The sequence below is a fragment of the Pseudomonas sp. AC252 genome (assembly GCF_979258105.1).
Window position 1 is genome coordinate 2,684,706 of record NZ_OZ409837.1, and the last position, 16,395, is coordinate 2,701,100.

At 61.1% G+C, this 16,395-nt stretch carries 13 protein-coding genes and 1 pseudogene; 4 read left to right on the forward strand and 10 right to left on the reverse strand.

The features are described from left to right. Positions 1-11: 11 nt before the first annotated feature. On the reverse strand, positions 12-185 hold the full coding sequence (locus ACZZZ4_RS12245) for a hypothetical protein (protein WP_165368392.1): 174 nt from the start codon (positions 183-185) through the stop codon (positions 12-14). A gap of 151 nt (positions 186-336) precedes the next feature. Beyond that, complete coding sequence (locus ACZZZ4_RS12250) at positions 337-1,350, reverse strand: zinc-binding alcohol dehydrogenase family protein (protein ID WP_463547912.1); 1,014 nt, start codon at positions 1,348-1,350, stop codon at positions 337-339. Positions 1,351-1,486: 136 nt separating this feature from the next. Between ACZZZ4_RS12250 and ACZZZ4_RS12255 the strand changes: the two genes are divergently transcribed. The 3 genes from ACZZZ4_RS12255 to ACZZZ4_RS12265 all read left to right on the forward strand — a co-directional run bounded on the left by ACZZZ4_RS12255 (position 1,487) and on the right by ACZZZ4_RS12265 (position 4,977). Beyond that, on the forward strand, positions 1,487-2,416 hold the full coding sequence (locus ACZZZ4_RS12255; protein WP_039764074.1) for a LysR family transcriptional regulator: 930 nt from the start codon (positions 1,487-1,489) through the stop codon (positions 2,414-2,416). A 316-nt stretch (positions 2,417-2,732) separates the two neighbouring features. Continuing rightward, positions 2,733-3,467, forward strand: a complete 735-nt coding sequence (locus ACZZZ4_RS12260) for an ArsR/SmtB family transcription factor (RefSeq protein ID WP_463547913.1) — start codon at positions 2,733-2,735, stop codon at positions 3,465-3,467. Positions 3,468-3,594: 127 nt separating this feature from the next. Continuing rightward, the gene (locus tag ACZZZ4_RS12265) at positions 3,595-4,977 is read left to right on the forward strand and encodes an MFS transporter (protein WP_463547914.1); all 1,383 of its coding nucleotides are present in this window, start codon (positions 3,595-3,597) and stop codon (positions 4,975-4,977) included. 131 nt (positions 4,978-5,108) lie between these two features. Here the strand turns inward: ACZZZ4_RS12265 and ACZZZ4_RS12270 are convergent, their stop codons facing one another. The 3 genes from ACZZZ4_RS12270 to ACZZZ4_RS12280 all read right to left on the reverse strand — a co-directional run bounded on the left by ACZZZ4_RS12270 (position 5,109) and on the right by ACZZZ4_RS12280 (position 8,338). Beyond that, positions 5,109-6,062, reverse strand: coding sequence for an adenosine deaminase (locus ACZZZ4_RS12270; protein WP_463547915.1), 954 nt, complete (start codon positions 6,060-6,062; stop codon positions 5,109-5,111). An 80-nt stretch (positions 6,063-6,142) separates the two neighbouring features. Next, a complete protein-coding gene (locus tag ACZZZ4_RS12275; RefSeq protein ID WP_463547916.1) occupies positions 6,143-7,108 on the reverse strand; it encodes a 2-oxoglutarate and iron-dependent oxygenase domain-containing protein in 966 nt (321 codons plus the stop codon). A 156-nt stretch (positions 7,109-7,264) separates the two neighbouring features. After that, positions 7,265-8,338, reverse strand: coding sequence for a BMP family ABC transporter substrate-binding protein (locus ACZZZ4_RS12280; RefSeq protein ID WP_463547917.1), 1,074 nt, complete (start codon positions 8,336-8,338; stop codon positions 7,265-7,267). A 288-nt stretch (positions 8,339-8,626) separates the two neighbouring features. Between ACZZZ4_RS12280 and ACZZZ4_RS12285 the strand changes: the two genes are divergently transcribed. Further along, complete coding sequence (locus tag ACZZZ4_RS12285) at positions 8,627-9,718, forward strand: calcium:cation antiporter (protein ID WP_041479650.1); 1,092 nt, start codon at positions 8,627-8,629, stop codon at positions 9,716-9,718. 116 nt (positions 9,719-9,834) lie between these two features. Here ACZZZ4_RS12285 and ACZZZ4_RS12290 read toward each other — a convergent pair. The 5 genes and pseudogenes from ACZZZ4_RS12290 to ACZZZ4_RS12310 form a co-directional block, all read right to left on the reverse strand. Further along, positions 9,835-11,192 (reverse strand): annotated as a pseudogene (locus ACZZZ4_RS12290) (8-oxoguanine deaminase). A gap of 256 nt (positions 11,193-11,448) precedes the next feature. Further along, positions 11,449-12,135 (reverse strand): SDR family oxidoreductase, encoded by a 687-nt coding sequence (locus ACZZZ4_RS12295; RefSeq protein WP_039764086.1) that lies wholly within the window; start codon positions 12,133-12,135, stop codon positions 11,449-11,451. 276 nt (positions 12,136-12,411) lie between these two features. Then, positions 12,412-13,338, reverse strand: a complete 927-nt coding sequence (locus ACZZZ4_RS12300) for an ABC transporter permease (protein WP_463547918.1) — start codon at positions 13,336-13,338, stop codon at positions 12,412-12,414. After that, positions 13,338-14,444 (reverse strand): ABC transporter permease subunit, encoded by a 1,107-nt coding sequence (locus ACZZZ4_RS12305; RefSeq protein WP_122699960.1) that lies wholly within the window; start codon positions 14,442-14,444, stop codon positions 13,338-13,340. The genes ACZZZ4_RS12300 and ACZZZ4_RS12305 overlap by 1 nt, the downstream gene beginning before the upstream one ends. A gap of 13 nt (positions 14,445-14,457) precedes the next feature. Beyond that, on the reverse strand, positions 14,458-16,005 hold the full coding sequence (locus ACZZZ4_RS12310; RefSeq protein ID WP_463547919.1) for an ABC transporter ATP-binding protein: 1,548 nt from the start codon (positions 16,003-16,005) through the stop codon (positions 14,458-14,460). Positions 16,006-16,395 lie beyond the last annotated feature (390 nt).

Below are 16,395 nucleotides of genomic sequence, written 5' to 3' on the forward strand. Positions count from 1 at the left end.
GCCTGGAAAGCTCAGCCAGCGGCGCGCTGCTGGCTGGGTTCGGGGATCCGGTGGGGCGCGCAGAGTCGCGCTTCGAGGGTGCGAGTGAAAGCCAGGGCCTCGGCTTCACTGCGAAAGGTCACGACATGCTGGTCCAGGCGCACCTGCCATTGGGACGTTGCCACTTCTTTTATCAGGATCTTCATTGCTGACCTCCCTTGCGTAAAAGATGTATCGCAGAGGCTTCGATTGTAGACCTCGATACCCGCGTAATTGTGACAAGGGTCAGGCAACCGACTGACGGCAAAAAGCCCCGCAACCGCTCTGGCATCACCAGCGATTGCGAGGCTTTATTTTTTAGAAACCTTCTAAAACAATTTTCCCCTTGGCCTTGCCGCTTTCCAGCAGCTCATGGGCGCGGCGCAAGTTGGCCGCGTTGATCGCGCCGAAGTGCTCGCCCAAAGTCGTCTTCAAAGTGCCGGCGTCAATCAGCTCGGCAACGCGGTTGAGCAGCTTGTGCTGTTCGATCATGTCCGGCGTTTCGAACAGCGAGCGGGTGTACATGAACTCCCAGTGCAGCGACAGGCTCTTGCGCTTGAGCAGGCTGATGTCGAGGGACTTCGGATCGTCGATCAGCGCCAGTTTGCCTTGCGGCGCGAGGGCTTCGACCAGTTGCGCAAGATGCTGATCGGTCTGGGTCAGGCTGGCGACATGGGTCACGCTGGTGATGCCTGCGCGTTTCAATTCTTCGCTCAGCGGCTGGCTGTGATCGATGACCAGATCGGCACCCAGGTCGCTGACCCAGTCACGGGTTTGCGCACGGGACGCGGTGCCGATGACTTTCAGGCCGGTCAATTGATTGGCCAATTGAGTGAGGATCGAACCCACTCCGCCCGCCGCGCCGACGATCAGCAGGCTCTGACCCTGATCGGTGCTGCCTTCGCTGATCTGCAGGCGCTCGAAGAGCAATTCCCAAGCGGTGATCGCGGTCAGCGGCAGTGCGGCGGCTTCGGCAAAACCGAGGGACTTGGGCATGTGGCCGACAATGCGCTCATCAACCACGTGCAACTCGCTGTTGCCACCGGCCCGGGCGATCGAACCGGCGTAGAACACTTTGTCGCCCGCCTTGAACAGGGTGACGTCGCTGCCGACCGCCTTGACCACACCGGCAACATCCCAGCCCAGCACTTTTGCCGCGCCGTTTTCCGGTGCCGCGTTCTGCCGCACTTTGGTATCGACCGGGTTGACCGAGATGGCTTTGACTTCCACCAACAGGTCGCGCGGGCCGGCGACCGGCTCCGGCAGTTCGATGTCCTGCAGAGACTTGGCGTCGCTGATCGGCAGAGAGGCGTAATAGGCGATGGCTTTCATGGATGGCTCCGTGCGGTTGATAGAAGAAGAAATCAGGATGAATTCGATGGAGGCCATCATTGGCTATTTCTCTGCGCGATAAAACCGGCTAAAAGAGTAGGCTCTTTCAATATTTTTTTGATAATCGAGGCTGCGCATGCTGCGTTTTGATGACCTGCAGTTGTTCGTCCGCGCTGCCGATCTGGGCAGCCTGTCGGCGGCCGCACGGGTGATGGACATGTCCGCCGCCGTGGCCAGCGCGGCACTCAAGCGCATCGAGCAGCAGCTCGGTGCGCGGCTGCTGGCGCGTTCGACCCGCAGCCTGCGCCTGACCGCCGAGGGCGAAGGCTTCCTTGAGTATGCCCGCGCCGCCCTGAGCAATCTCGACGAAGGGCGTCGCTTGCTCGCCAGCGGTCAGGACCAGGTCAGCGGGATTCTGCAGCTGTCGGCGCCTTCGGATTTCGGGCGCAATCTGCTGCTGCCGTGGCTTGATGCGTTCCAGCGTGAACATCCGAAACTGACCGTGCGGCTGTTGCTCGGCGATCGCATCGCCGACCTCTTCCGGCAACCGGTGGACATCGCCCTGCGCTATGGCGAGCCGGAAGATTCCAGCCTGATCGCCTTGCCCATTGCCCCGCACAATCGCCGCGTTTTGTGCGCCTCTCCAGATTATCTGGCCCGGCATGGCGAGCCGCGCCAGCTCGAGCAACTGGCCCAGCACAACTGTCTTTTATACATGCTTGGCAGCCGCGTTCACGATCACTGGAGTTTTCACGATGGCAAGCGCGAAGTCGGCCTGACCGTCAGCGGCGATCGTTTCAGCGATGACGCCGACGTGGTGCGGCTATGGGCGTTGGCCGGTGCCGGGATCGCTTACAAGTCATGGCTCGACGTGGGTACCGATGTGCTCGCCGGGCGCCTCAAAGTGCTGATGCCGGAACTGCTGTGTGAGCGCGCACCGCTGAATCTGTTGTGCGCCCATCGCGCACAATTGAGTAAGCCGGTGAACCTGCTGAGGGAGATGCTCGCCAGCCGTTGCGCCGAATTGGGTAGTCAATTTCCCGCTTTTCTCAAAGTTGATCATTAGTCGCAGGCAAATAGAGAAATTTCTCTCAGGAACAATCGCCACCTACGCAGGCCCGGGCGCAGGACGTCTGGCTTAACCCGCTTATACTAGCGCCCGCCTCATGCTTGCACTGACACCTGGCGCGCAGATCCCGTAACGCGTTGCCGGCTTTTGGTGGCGGTTGCAACTTCTGCTGCAAGGTTGTGTGCCGGAGCAGCTGGTGTCGGTGGCAGGCCTTGCCCCGATCCAGGGCGGTTTTCGCGTGTTGGCCGATCACCCATTAGCGGCCAAGATGTCTCCGAGCGGTAGACGATACGATTCGACAGGGAGTGAACAAATGGAAAATGCACCGTGCATCAGCCAGATCGCGACATTGCTGGCCGACCCCAAGCGCAGCGCGATGATGTGGGCGTTGATGGATGGCTCGGCGCGGCAAGCCGAAGAGCTGGCGTTACTGGCCGGGCTCTCGCCGTCGTCGGCCAGTGCGCATCTGGGGCGACTGTCCGCAGGTGGACTGTTGAACATCGAAATGCGTGGGCGCAAACGCTTCTTCCGCTTGGCAGCCCCGGAGGTGGGTGCGGCGATCGAGGCACTGGCCAGCGCCACCATTGCCAGCGCGCCACGGCAAATTCCCGCTGCGCTGAAACGCACCACGCCGATGGTCAGGCCAGAGGCGGCGCCGTCTTCGCTGTTGCGCGCGCGGTTTTGCGACGATCATCTGGGCGGCACCCTGGCAGCTGATCTGTATCAGCGCCTGCTCGATGCCGGCTGGATCGAACAAATCGAGCAGCGTGTGGTGGTCACTCACAAGGGCTCCACCCGACTGGCCCAGCGCGGCGTGTTCATCCAGGCCCTGGCGCACCGCAACGTGCAGGTCGCTTGCGCCTGCCCGGACTGGAGCGAGCGCCGTCCGCACATGGGCGGCTCACTGGGCGCGGCGCTGTTGCAGTTGTTCATGCAGTCCGGCTGGCTGAATTTGCCCAACGATTCCCGCGCCTTGCAGTTGACCGCCACCGGTCAGCGGGAAATCCATCGCTTCGCCGCCGAGACCGAGCTGGAAACAGCGTTCTAGAGCGTCAGCCTGCGGTGAGCTGACAATCAACGTCGTCTACGGCTGTGAACAGGTCGCATCCAGTACGACCTCTGAATGACCATCGCGCACACTCGATCCGGGGATTTTTCCGGATGGGGAGCGCAACATGAATACACAACGCTTTAGCGCGGCTGAGCGCCTGGAACGGCTGCCGCTCAGTGGTTATCACCGCGTCATTTTCATCATCATTGCCTTGGCGTTTTTCTTCGACTCCATGGATCTGGCGATGATGACTTTCCTGCTCGGCTCGATCAAAGCCGAGTTCGGCCTGAGCAGTGCGCAAGCAGGGCTGCTGGCCAGCTCGAGCTTCTTCGGCATGGTGCTCGGGGCGTCGCTGTCGGGGATGCTTGCCGACCGCTTCGGGCGCAAACCGGTGTTTCAGTGGAGCATCGTGCTGTGGGGCTTGGCCAGTTACCTGTGTTCGACGGCGCAGACGGTGGAGACGCTGACGCTGTTTCGCATCCTGCTCGGAATCGGCATGGGCATGGAATTTCCCATCGCGCAATCGATGCTGTCGGAGCTGATTCCGGCGCAACGACGCGGACGCTACATCGCCCTTATGGACGGCTTCTGGCCGCTGGGTTTTGTCGCGGCGGGCGTGCTTTCGTACTTCCTGCTGCCGCTGATTGGCTGGCGCGATATCTTTCTGGTGCTGGCGGTGCCGGCGGTATTTGTCCTGGCGATCCGCTTTTTCATCCCTGAGTCGCCGCGCTGGCTGGAACAGGCCGGGCGCGACGCTGACGCAGACAAGGTGTTGAACGGCATCGAAGCGCGGGTGCGTGCTTCGCTGGGCGCTGCAGCGTTGCCGGAACCGGTTCGTTTGCCCCGCACGGTGACGCCACCGGGCAATTTCTTCTCGGCACTCAAGCAAATCTGGTCGCCGCACTATCGCCAGCGCACGACGATGATCTGGAGCCTGTGGTTCTTTGCATTGCTGGGGTTTTACGGGCTGACTTCATGGCTCAGCGCGTTGCTGCAGCAGTCGGGTTTCGCCGTGACGCAGTCGGTGTACTACACCGTGCTGATTTCGCTCGGCGGGATTCCCGGATTCCTCATGGCGGCATGGCTGGTCGAGCGTTGGGGGCGCAAACCGGTGTGCATCGTCACCCTGCTCGGCGGCGGGGTGATGGCATTTCTGTATGGGCAGAGCGCGGTGTTCGGCGGCAACGTGGCGCTGCTGATCGGCACCGGGCTGTTGATGCAATTTTTTCTGTTCGGCATGTGGGCGGTGCTCTACACCTACACGCCAGAGCTGTACCCGACTTCGGCACGGGCAACCGGATCGGGATTCGCCTCGGCGATCGGCCGCGTCGGCTCGCTGCTCGGGCCATTGGTGACCGGGCTGGTGTTCCCGATAACCGGGCAGGGCGGCGTGTTCGCGCTGGGCGCGGCGTGCTTTGCGATAGCGGCGGGCGTGGTGTGGCTGTTCGGGATGGAGACGCGGGGCAAGACCCTTGAGGAGCTTACCGAAACCGAAGTCACGGGCTAACGCTGATCAAAACTGTGGGAGCGAGCTTGCTCGCGAAAGCGGTGTATCAAACAACATCTGCGTTGGATGACACACCGCTTTCGCGAGCAAGCTCGCTCCCACATTGGGTTATGTAGGTTTTGCGATGTTGCTTACGGCTTCACCAACCGTGCATCCAGGCTGTTCTGGGCCAGGCGCTTGGCCTGATCCTGGGTCATGCCCAGATGTTCGTGCAGCGCGTGGAAGTTCTCGGTGACGTACCCACCGAAATACGCCGGGTCATCGGAGTTCACCGTGACCTTCACGCCGCGCTCGAGCATGTCGAGGATGTTGTGCTGCGACATGTGATCGAACACGCAGAGCTTGGTGTTCGACAGCGGGCACACGGTCAGCGGAATCTGCTCGTCGATGATCCGCTGCATCAGACGCTCGTCTTCGATGGCGCGCACGCCATGGTCGATGCGCTGGATTTTCAGCAGGTCGATGGCTTCCCAGATGTACTCCGGCGGGCCTTCTTCACCGGCGTGGGCGACGGTCAGGAAGCCTTCGTCGCGGGCGCGATCAAAGACGCGCTTGAACTTGCTCGGCGGGTGGCCCATCTCGGAGCTGTCGAGACCGACCGCGACAAACGCGTCACGGAACGGCAGCGCCTGATCGAGGGTTTTCTGTGCTTCGTCTTCGCTGAGGTGGCGCAGGAAGCTGAGGATCAAACCGCTGCTGATGCCCAGTTGCGTCTCGCCATCCTTGAGCGCGGCGGCGATGCCGTTGAGCATCACTTCGAACGGGATGCCCCGGTCGGTGTGGGTCTGCGGATCGAAGAACGGTTCGGTGTGAATCACGTTCTGTGCTTTGCAGCGCAACAGGTAAGCCCAGGTCAGGTCGTAGAAGTCCTGCGAGGTGCGCAGCACGTCGGCGCCCTGGTAATACAGGTCGAGAAATTCCTGCAGATTGTTGAAGGCGTAGGCCTTGCGCAGGGTTTCGACATCGCTCCACGGCAGGGCGATCTTGTTGCGCTCGGCCAGGGCGAACAGCAGTTCAGGCTCCAGCGAACCTTCCAGATGCAGGTGCAGTTCGGCTTTGGGCAGGGCGTTGAGCCAGTCGTACATAGTCTTTTCTCATCAGGTGCAATGCCGGCATTCTACAGAGGCTGGCTGCAACAATTGGCAAAACCTGACCAGGTGATCGATCAAACCGCCTCTTGCTCGCGGCGATAGGCGTAGGTATCGGCGAAGCGCGAGAGCAGGAATTGCGCGCAGGTGGTGGTCGGATATTTCGCCGGGTGCTGTGCGTCCTGGCAACCGGGCAGGCATTCGATGCGCGTGTCCGGGTGCGGTTCGGCGAAGAACGGCATTGAATAACGATCCACACCCAGCGGGCTGATCACCCGGTGCGGCGTCGAGCGATAACGGTCGTTGCTCCAGCGCGCCATCATGTCGCCGAGGTTGACCACGAACGTACCATCAATCGGTGGCGCGTCGATCCATTCACCTTTGACGTTCTTCACCTGCAAACCGCCGGCGCTGTCCTGATAGAGCAGGGTAATGCAGCCATAATCGGTATGGGCACCGGCGCCTTGCTGCTCGGCGGAGCTGGCGGTGTGACGCGGCGGATAATGGATCATGCGCAGCACGCTGACCGGCTCGACAAAGCGCGAATCGAAGAAGTCGCGCTCGATGCCCAGCGCAATGGTCATCGCCCGCAACAGGGTTTGCGCCAACGCCTGCATGTCGAGGTAATGCTGCTCCATCAGCGCTTCCCAGCCGGGTTGCGCCGGATGCCGATTGGGGCCGCGCAAAGGTTTTTCCGCGAGCACCTCGGGATGTTCGTCCGGCAGGTGCAGGCCCATGTCGAAGGTTTCTTTGAGGTCACTGGGTTTGTCCGGGTCCAGTTGCTCGGTGGCAATCGCGCCGTAGCCGCGATGATGGCGGGTCTGGGTGATGTCGATCTTGAGTTTTTCCGCAGCGGGCAGGGCGAAGAAGCGCTGGGCGTGATCGAGCAGGGCGTCGATGCGCTGCGCCGAGATCGGATGGCCCTTGATGTAGAAAAAGCCCCACTCGCGACAGGCTTGGTCGATTTGTTCGGCCACCGCAGGCCAGGCGTTTTCGTCGTGGCTATAGAGCGGGCTGATATCGATGATGGGAAGACTGTTCATGCACTGGTCCTGAGAAACGCAAACATGAGAACACTGAAAAAACTGTGGGAGCTGGCTTGCCAGCGATGGCGATCTAACTGGCAACAGTGATGTTGAATGTGAAGGCCTCATCGCTGGCAAGCCAGCTCCCACACGGGTCGGTGTATTTTTTGAAAGTTACTTCGGCATCTCGGCCTTCATGCCCTCAACGTAGTAATTCATCGAAGCCAGTTCCGCATTGGTCGCGCTCACGCCCGCGGGGATTTTTTCCACACCGGCCTGATCCTTGATCGGCCCGGTAAACGGCTGCAATGCGCCGCTCTTGATGTCGGCGATCAACTGCTCGGCTTCGGCTTTCACCGGCGCCGGCACCAGATCGCTGATCGGCAGTTCCACTGTGCCTTCCTTCAGCCCGCCCCAGTAATCCTGGGATTTCCAGGTGTGGTCGATCACGCTCTGCGTCGCCTGAATATAATGCGGCGCCCAGTCGTTGACGATCGAGGTCAGCACCGCTTTCGGTCCGAAGTGGGCCATGTCCGAGGCGTAACCCACGGCATACACGCCGCGTCGTTCAGCGGCCTGGATCGGCGCCGGGCTGTCGGTGTGCTGGAACACCACGTCGACGCCTTGATCGATCAGCGCGTTGGCGGCATCGGCCTCCTTGCCCGGATCGAACCACGAGTTGACCCACACCACTTTGATTTCGGTGCCGTGGTTGTACTTGTTCAAGGCCAGCTGAATGGCGTTGATGTCGCGGATCACTTCCGGAATCGGGAACGAGGCGACGTAGCCGATTTTCTTGGTCTTGGTCATCTTCGCCGCGAGGAAGCCGCTGACGTAACGGCCTTCGTAAGTGCGTGCCAGGTAGGTGCCGAGGTTCTTGTCCTGCTTGTAGCCGGTGGCGTGTTCGAACGTCACCTTGGGAAATTGTTTGGCGACTTTCACTGTCGGGTTCATGTAGCCAAAAGACGTGGTGAAGATCAGGTCGTATTTGTCCTTGGCCATGTTGCGGATCACCCGCTCGGCGTCGGCGCCCTCGGCGACGTTTTCCACGTAGTTGGTGGTGATCTGCGTGCCGAGTTTTTCCGCCGTGGCCTTGCGCCCCTGTTCGTGCTGATACGTCCAGCCGTGGTCACCGATCGGGCCGATGTAGACGAAACCGACCTTCAGCGGATCGGCAGCGCTGGCGCTCAGGCTGATTCCCAGACCGATGGCGGCGTACAGCAGTGTGTGCAGCGGACGTATTGGCATGAACCCGAACTCCATTTTGTTGTGTGTGCTCAGGGCCAATGCAAATTGCTGACCAACAGGACAATAAATAATCCACAACCGCAGTGCGGCCTTCGCGAGCAGGCTCGCTCCCACAGGGGGATCGCAGTTCAATGTGGGAGCGAGCCTGCTCGCGAAGAGGCCGGTATGGCTAAAAAATGTGCATGCCTGAAATCAGCCGCCATGGTTTGGTGCGCAAAGATGTAACGAAACGTTAGCGGCGCGCGGCAGTCAGTAGCTTCATCAGCTCTTTTCGGCAAAAGGCCCGTCATGCTCTCGATCCTCAAACAAGAAAGCTTCCTGCTGCTGGCAGTCCTTGCCGCGTGCGTCGCTTATCCATTGGAACATTGGCTGCTGCACAGCGGCCAGATCGTCGCGCTGGGCGGCGGTCTGCTGCTGATTGCCTTTATCGTCGCCGCTTCGATGCGCGTCGCTCATCACGCCGAACTGCTAGCGGAAAAGGTCGGCGATCCCTACGGCACGATGATCCTCACGCTCTCGGCGGTGCTGGTCGAAGTGGTGATCCTGGCGATCATGATGAGCAACGAAGCCTCGGCAACACTGGTGCGCGACACGATTTATTCAGCGGTGATGCTCGACATCAACGGCATCCTCGGCCTCGCCGCTTTGATGGGCGGGATCAAACACGGCGAGCAGTCCTACAACGACGATTCGGCGCGCAGCTATAGCGTGATGATCCTTACCGCGATGGGCGTGTCGATGGTGGTTCCGGAGTTCATTCCCGAGGCCAACTGGAAGATGTATTCGGCGTTCACCATTGGCGCGATGATGGTGCTTTACGCGCTGTTCCTGCGCATGCAGGTCGGCCCGCACAGTTACTTTTTCAGCTACAGCTACCCGGACAAACGTCGCAAGAAGGAGCCGGTCGAGCAGGAGCCGAAACCGGTCAGCCTGGCGCTGTCGGTTGGCATTCTGGTGTCGGGGGTGGTGATCATCGGCGCACTCGCCGAGGTAATGTCCAAGACCCTCGATCTGGGCCTGGAAGGCACGGGCGCGCCGCCGGTGATCACGGCGATTCTGGTGGCGGCGATTTCTGCAGCGCCGGAGATTCTGACTGCGTTGCGTGCGGCACTGGCCAATCGCATGCAGTCGGTGGTCAACATTGCGATGGGCGCGTCACTGTCGACGGTGATTCTGACCGTGCCGGTGATGGAAGCGATGGCGCTGTACACCGGCCAGCCGTTTCAAATGGCGATGACCCCGGTGCAAACGGTGATGATCTTCATCACCCTGATCGTCAGCGCGATCAACCTCAATGACGGCGAGACGAACGCCATTGAGGGCATGACGCACTTTGTGCTGTTTGCCACATTCATCATGCTGTCCCTCTTAGGACTGTGATCGTTCCCACGCTCCGCGTGGGAATGCCGCCATGGACGCTCTGCGTCCGCTTTTGGGACGCGGAGCGTCCCGAGATGCATTCCCACGCAGAGCGTGGGAACGATCATATGCGGGGATCAGGTACCGGCGATCAGTTGGCGAGCGGCTTGACTGTGATCGGCGATCAAACCTTTCAGATCCAGCCCTTCAACCTGCCCATCAACCACACGCCACTTGCCACCGATCATCACCCGATCTGCCCGATCAGCGCCGCACAGCAGCAATGCCGAAATCGGATCATGGCTGCCGGAGAAGCGCAGTTCATCAAGCTTGAACAACGCCAGATCCGCCTGCTTGCCCACGGCGATTTCGCCGATGTCGCTGCGACCGAGCAGGCTCGCCGAACCCTTGGTCGCCCAGCCCAGCACGCGTTCCGGGGTGATCTTTTCGGCGCCGTAGCGCAGGCGCTGGATGTACAGGGCCTGACGCGCTTCGAGGATCATGTTCGAGGCATCGTTGGACGCCGAACCGTCAACGCCAAGACCGAACAGCGCGCCGGCGTCGGTCAGCTCGATGCTCGGGCAGATGCCGGAAGCCGGGCGCATGTTCGAGCTTGGACAGTGGCAGATGCCGGTGCCGGCCTGGCCGAGGCGGGCGATTTCGTCGGGGTTGAAATGGATGCCGTGGGCCAGCCAGGTACGCGGGCCGAGCCAGCCGACGCTGTCCAGATAATCGACGGTGCGCAGGCCGAAACGTTGCAGGCAGAAGTCTTCTTCATCGAGGGTTTCCGCCAAGTGGGTGTGCAGACGCACATCGAGCTTGTTCGCCAGATCAGCGCTGGCGGACATTATTTCCGGAGTCACCGAAAACGGCGAACATGGCGCCAGAGCGATCTGGATCTGCGCGCCGTCGCCACGCTCGTGGTACTCGTGAATCAGCCGCTGGCTGTCATCGAGAATCACCTGACCTTCCTGCACCGTTTGTTGCGGAGGCAGGCCGCCGTCCTTCTCGCCGAGGCTCATCGAGCCGCGCGTGAGCATTGCGCGCATACCCAGTTCACGCACCGTTTCGACCTGCACGTCGATGGCGTTTTCCAGACCATCCGGGAACAGATAGTGATGGTCGGCAGCCGTGGTGCAACCCGAGAGCAGCAATTCGGCCAGCGCCACTTTGGTCGCGAGGGCGAGTTTTTCCGGGGTCAGCCGCGCCCATACCGGGTACAGGGTTTTCAGCCACGGGAACAGCGGCTGATTGACCACCGGCGCCCAGGCGCGGGTCAGGGTTTGATAGAAGTGATGGTGAGTGTTGATCAGGCCCGGCAGGATCACATGCTCGCGGGCATCGAACACTGCATTGCACGGCGCCGACGGCTGCTGACCGGCAGCGAGCACTTCGACGATCACACCGTCTTGCACGACAAGGCCGCCACGGGCATCAAGCTCGTTGGAGGTGAAAATGGCGAGGGGTTTTTTAACCAGGTACGGGTCGCAGGCATTGTGGCCGGCTCCTCTGAAAGTTGGGTTCAGGGTTGCCAGCTCAGTGTTGCCCTGTCTGCTGATCCAGGGTCGCCGCGAAGGACGAGGCGCGCAGTTTCAAACAAATCGCAGCGCCGGGCAAGCGCCACCCGACCATTCACCATCACTCTCTGTGGGCGCGAGCCTGCTCGCGAAGGCGTCATGTCAGTCGATACAGATTTACCTGACAGATCGTATTCGCGAGCAGGCTCGCTCCCACATCGGGATTTTCAGTGCTTACCAGGCAATCGTTTCCCCTTTGTAATTGACGAAGTGATGCCCGCCCTTGCCGGTGAACGCATTGACCTGATCAATCAGCCCGCGAGTGCTGGTTTCTACATCCAGGTCAGCACCTTCGCCGCCCATGTCGGTCTTCACCCAGCCCGGGTGCAAGGACAGTACGGTGAGTTTCTGTTCACCCAGTTGCGTGACAAAACTGTTGGTCATCGAATTCAGCGCCGCTTTGCTCGCCTTGTACAACGCCAGCTCCGGCGCGTCGGGCATGGTCACGCTGCCGAGCACCGAACTCATGAACGCCAGCACGCCGCTGCCGTCGCGGATCTGCCCGACGAAACGCTGGGCCAGATTGATCGGCGCCACCGCGTTGGTGAAAAACAGCTGCCCGACCTCGGCCAATGTCGCGCCGCCCGGGGTCTGCACGTCCGGTCCTTTGACCCCAGCGTTGACGAACAACAGGTCGAAGGTTTCGCCCTTGAGCTTCTGGCTGAGGGCGATCACTGCTTGCTGATCGTCCATATCGAGCTTCTCGATGCGCACGTCACCCAGCGCTTGCAGCGCCTCGGCCTTCTGCGGATTGCGCACCGTCGCGGTCACTTGCCAGCCATCGCCCAGCAGGGTCTTCACCAGACCGAGGCCCAAGCCGCGGGAGGCGCCGATGATCAGTGCGTTTTTTGCCTGAGACATGATGGGTTTCCTTGAAAGTCAGCATTCAGGATTCAATGGACACGCCTGACCGCGCCACAGTTGCAGCGCTTGGCGAAAACAGGCTTTGACCCCGGAGCATACTCCAGGCTTCTTGAGTTTCTCGAGGGTGTTTGATCAGAAACAGTTGTGGGGCGTGATTCAAGTGTTGCCTGTGCGGACGCTTTCGCGAGCAGGCTCGCTCCCACATTTGCCCGCGTTCACTCAGATCCCCTGTGGGAGCGAGCCTGCTCGCGAAGAGGCCCGCTCTGACAACGATCAGTGTCCCGATTGCCACGGCTGCCCCAACGAAACCGGCGCATACAACCGAGTGCGCACGGCATCGCGGGACAGCATCACCAGCACCAGGATCGTCGCGACATACGGCAGCATCGCCAGCAGGCTCGAAGGAATCGCCAGTCCCAATCCCTGTGCCACCAAGTGCAGGATGCTGGCGAGGCCGAACAGGTACGCCCCAAGCAACAACCGCCACACCCGCCAACTGGCGAACACCACCAGCGCCAGGGCGATCCAGCCGCGGCCAGCGGTCATGTTTTCCGCCCACATCGGCGTGTAGGCCAGCGACAGATACGCCCCGGCCAACCCGGCCATCGCTCCGCCAAACAGCACCGCCAGGGTGCGCACGGTCAGCACTGGCAAGCCCATCGCGCTGGCCGCATCCGGGTTTTCACCGACCGCTTGAATGATCAGGCCGACACGACTTTTGATGATCACCCACGCCACCAGCGCAAACAGCGCGAACGACAGATACACCAGCAGATCCTGGGCAAACAGCATCCGCCCGATCAGCGGGATCTCACTCAGATACGGAATCGCCAGAGGCTCGAAACCCGCCAGCGGCTTACCCACCCAGGCCGCGCCGACAAATGTCGACAGGCCCACGCCGAAGATCGTCAGGGCCAAACCGGTGGCGACCTGATTGGCGTTGAACACCAGTGCGACCAGGCCAAACAGTGACGACAACAACATCCCGGCCAACATCGCCAGCAGCACACCCAGCCACAGGTTGCCGCTGTTCAGCGCGACGATAAAACCGATCACCGCACCGAACAGCATCATGCCTTCCTGGCCGAGATTGAGGACGCCGCTCTTCTCGCAGATCAACTCACCCAATGCCACCAGCAACAGCGGCGTGCCGCAGCGAACCATGGCATAGAAAATATTGCTCAACAGATCGATATCCATCACAGCGCTCCGGCGGTTACGGCAGGGGTCGAGGCGCGCCGGGTCCAGCGCAGTTTCAGACGTGGCCGATAGAGAATCAGCACGTCACAGGCGAGCAGGAAAAACAGCATCATGCCCTGGAACAATTGGGTGATCGCTTGCGGCAGATTGAGCGACATCTGCGCGCTCTCGCCGCCAATGTACAGCAGCGCCATGAGCAGACTGGAGAACAAAATGCCAAGCGGATTCAGCCGTCCGAGAAACGCCACGGTGATTGCCGCGTAGCCATAGCCCGGTGACACCTGCGGCACCAATTGGCCGATCGGCCCGGTCACTTCGCAGACCCCGGCGAGCCCGGCCAGACCACCGCTGATCAACAGCGCCAGCCAGATCAGGCGCTTCTCGCGAAAGCCGACAAAACCTGCCGCACGCTTGTCCAGCCCGAGCACTTTGATCTGGAAACCGATAAAGCTTTTCTGCAACAACACCCACACCGCGACCAGCGCGAGCAGGGCGAAATACACCCCGGCGTGCACGCGGCCGTCCTCCAGCAGCAGCGGCAAACGACTGGCGTCGCCGAACATCGCCGACTCGGGAAAATTGAAGCCCGCTGGATCCTTCAACGGCCCGTGCACGCAAAACAGTAGCAAGTTCAGCGCGATGTAGTTGAGCATGATGCTGGTAAGGATTTCATTGGCATTGAAGCGCGTGCGCAGCCATGCGGTGAGCCCGGCCCATGCGGCGCCCGCCAGCGTCCCGGTCAGCAGAATCAGCACCAGCGCCCAGCGACTTTGCATACCAATAATGTTCACCGCCAGAGCACTGCCGGCCAAGGCGCCAAGTAGAAGTTGGCCTTCGGCGCCGATGTTCCAGATTCGCGCCTGATAGGCCACCGCCAGGCCGAGTGCGCAGAGCAGAATCGGCAGCGCCTTGACCAGCAATTCAGACACGCCATACAAATCGCTGACCGGTGCGATCAGCAGTGTGTGCAAGGTTTGCAGCGGATCGTGGCCGAGCGCGATGAACAACAGCGAGCCGCAGCCGAGGGTCAAGGCCGCCGCCAATAACGGCGAGCACCACAGCATCAGGCGCGATTGCTGGCCACGGGGTTCGAGAGAAAGCAGCATGGTTGAAACTCCGTTAAACCGAAGCGGCGCGAGGTGAGTGATCGAACTGGCCGGCCATCCACGCGCCGACATCGCTCAGTTGTGTAAGGCCGGTGTCTTGAAGAGCCGACAGACGCCCGCCGCACAGCGCGCCGAGGCGATCGCTGATCTGGAACAGCTCATCGAGGTCTTCGGAAATCACCAGAATCGCCGCGCCGGCATCGCGCAGGGCAATCAACGCGCGATGGATGGTGGCGGCGGCGCCAACGTCGACGCCCCAGGTCGGGTGCGCGGCGATCAGCAGTTGCGGTTGCTGAAGAATTTCCCGGCCGAGGATGAATTTCTGCAAGTTGCCGCCGGACAGGCTGCGCGCAGCCGTTTGCGTGTCCGGGGTCTTTACGCCGAAACGCTGGATGATCTGCTGCGCGAGCGCTTCGACTTTGCCGCGTTGAATCAACCCGTGGCTGACCAGTCCGTGCTGAAAAGCACTGAGCAGTGCGTTATCGGCCAGACTCAACTCCGGCACTGCGCCGTGGCCAAGGCGTTCGGCCGGCACGAAGGCCAGACCGAGTTTGCGCCGCGCATCCGGGCGCAAATCGGCAACGTTTTTCTCTGCGAAGCGAAGGGTCGCCGCTTGCGCACGAGGCAAGGGCTGCTCGCCGCTGAGCAGGGCGAGCAATTCATCCTGACCATTGCCCGCGACCCCGGCGATGCCGACGATTTCACCGCTGCGCACTTGCAGGTCGATGTCTGCCAGCGAGCAACCGAACGGATCCGGGTTGTGCCAGCTCAAACCCTGCACCTGCAGAAACGCCGCGCCACCGCTGACCTTCGGATACTCGCCAATCAAAGCCGCCGCTTCACCGACCATCATTTGCGCCAGTTGCTGGTCCGAACATTCGGCGGGCACGCAATGCCCGGCAACCCGGCCGCCGCGCAGCACCGTGGCGCTGTGGCACAAGGCGCGCACTTCACCGAGCTTGTGGCTGATGAACAGAATGCTGCAACCCTCGGCGGCAAGGCGCCGCAGGGTGATGAACAACTCGTCGGCCTCTTGCGGCGTCAGCACTGAGGTCGGCTCGTCGAGAATCAACAGGCGGATGTCCTGCATCAGGCAACGGATGATTTCCACCCGCTGGCGCTCGCCGATCGACAGGCTGTGGACAAGTCGCTCCGGCTCCAGCGCCATGCCGTAACGCCGCGAGACTTCGCGAATCTTCGGCTCCAGTTGCTTCGGCGTGCCGGCCGCCGCGCCCATCGCCAGGGCAATGTTCTGCGCCACGCTGAGGGTTTCGAACAGCGAGAAATGCTGGAACACCATGCCAATGCCCAACTGCCGCGCCTGCGCCGGATTGCGCATCTGCACGCGCTGCCCCTCCCAGAGCATTTCACCGCTGTCGCACTGGGTGACCCCGTAAATGATCTTCATCAACGTACTTTTGCCCGCGCCGTTTTCACCGAGCAGGGCATGGATCTCACCCGGCGCGATGCTCAGGTCGATGGCGTCGTTGGCCAGACAACCGGGGTAGCGTTTGCTGATCTGGCGCAGTTGCAGGCGCGGCGGGGAAGGGGCGATGGACATGACAGGCTCGACTGACTTGGAGTTGTGCCTGTGGATAAAGCAATTTCCTGGCCATTGAGTCAGGAACGCTTGCGCAACCCGTTGGCAAACGCCGATTGCAGCGCATCGGCGCTCGATCTGGTCCGTGGTCGAGCACCATTTCAGCGCAAAGCCGTTGATCAGGCTCCAGTTTTGCCCGCGAGTAGTTGGTTAAAAAGTGAGCAAACGCTTGCGGCCTAGACAGATCCAGCGACAGCGGTGGTCATGAACGGCTTATCCACAGGTTGCTCCACAGTAATTGTGCGCAAGCCTGGGACCCGGGCATAAGCACTGCATTGCTTTGTTCTAATGGTGATAAACGCAGTTAACTGTTTGTTTTTAGGCTGAATTTCCGTTTCGTCGGATCAATTG